We start from the raw sequence: 1,294 nt of genomic DNA, 5'->3' as shown, positions 1-1,294 counted from the left end.
AGCTAGGGCCGCGTCCTCATCCGTCGGGCGGCTCACGCACCAACTCGAACGTGACCTTCACGGAGAATAGGAGCTTGCTGGTGTGATCGCGGACATGGATGGCAACCTCTCTGAAAGTGCCGTCCGGCATCCGGTCTTTGGCTATTTCAAGCAACGCTCTTGCTGCCTCATCTTCAGCGGCTTCCCGGCTCGCAATTTCGGTTCCTTCAGGATCGGGAAAGACTTCGCCATCGTCGGTTAAATCAAAGAAGAAGCGGGCCATGCGACCCTAATTCCGAATCCCCGAAAAGGTTTCCTTGTAGCGCTACTTGCTGGTGATCCAATCCACCAGGCCGGTTTCCATCTGCTCGCACCCGGTGAATTCATGTACCAGGCTCGTGGCCAGATCACGCCATTGATACTCAGGCACACCCGTTTGCCTGACCAACTCTCGGAATGCCGATCGGAGAATGTCGGCGTCAAAGGCGGAGACGGCGACGCTTGCCACGCCCGGATCTTCCCACCCTCGCGCCATGTCATCGTGGTGACGTTGGCGAAGGCGTTTGAGCAGTTCGCGCGATGTCTCGATTGCGCGCCTTGAACGATCCACGTCTTGGCGAAACTTGGCAGTTCCGATCATGGAATTATGCCGAACAAGATAGCCGGTTGCGATTACGCCTTGTGCAACTTCTAAATGCGTTCGAACCATCGCGGCCTCCCTTCCAGCGAAAGGAATTGTTTACCCTGTTGTCCAGCATAACCCCAACGGATTCGCTGTACGTTTTCAACCAATCGGCTATTCGGCGATTGTCGGCCAATTGCTGGGTTTTAGCTCCGGTGAGCGGCACTTCACCTCAAAGTGCCGTGGCGGCCGGCGCAGAGGTGCGCGAACGTTGGCGCCGACCAACAGAATCTGAGCGGTCATGCCTCGCGCTGGTGGAGTATATCGGCCCTTCGGGAACCACAGTGACGCCAAACGCAACGACCCGGAGAAGTCGGTGCGCACAGTCATTCATTTACAATATTAGCGCAGGCTGAAACTCGGACATGCAGGGTAGCTCGTACATGCCCTTAGCCCCGGTGAAGACCCAGCGCCGGCGCTTTTCTGTTTCGCTGCTGGGTAGGCCTGTCCGCACTCCTGCTTGACTGCGCGACTGCGAGAACAACGCCTCGCGGGTTCCCAATCCTTGCAAGTTAGATCCGGGAGCTAAAGTGCGGCATAGGCTGGTAGGGCAGGCGACCAAAGCGATCTTTCGAAGAACGAAGTCGTCCTCTCGCACGAATCGGCTGCTTGAACGTACACTTTCCATAGACC

At 57.0% G+C, this 1,294-nt stretch carries 2 protein-coding genes; both read right to left on the bottom strand.

The window, feature by feature from the left end; all coding sequences use genetic code 11:
- Positions 1-16: 16 nt before the first annotated feature.
- A complete protein-coding gene (locus EN925_RS36370) occupies positions 17-262 on the bottom strand; it encodes a hypothetical protein (protein ID WP_127367886.1) in 246 nt (81 codons plus the stop codon).
- 42 nt (positions 263-304) lie between these two features.
- A complete protein-coding gene (locus EN925_RS36365; RefSeq protein ID WP_063170813.1) occupies positions 305-688 on the bottom strand; it encodes a hypothetical protein in 384 nt (127 codons plus the stop codon).
- Positions 689-1,294: the final 606 nt, after the last annotated feature.

Origin of the sequence: Mesorhizobium sp. M7A.F.Ca.US.006.04.2.1 (genome assembly GCF_004022915.1) — a bacterium.
In the GTDB taxonomy this organism is placed as follows: Bacteria; Pseudomonadota; Alphaproteobacteria; order Rhizobiales; family Rhizobiaceae; genus Mesorhizobium; species Mesorhizobium ciceri.
The sequence above is the reverse complement of the archived record's forward strand: the minus strand, read 5'-3'. Positions and strand labels throughout refer to the sequence as shown.

Excerpts from the sequence above, each read along its gene's own strand:
- EN925_RS36370 (WP_127367886.1), bottom strand. The coding sequence starts at position 262 with ATGGCCCGCTTCTTCTTTGATTTAACCGACGATGGCGAAGTCTTTCCC.
- EN925_RS36365 (WP_063170813.1), bottom strand. The coding sequence starts at position 688 with ATGGTTCGAACGCATTTAGAAGTTGCACAAGGCGTAATCGCAACCGGC.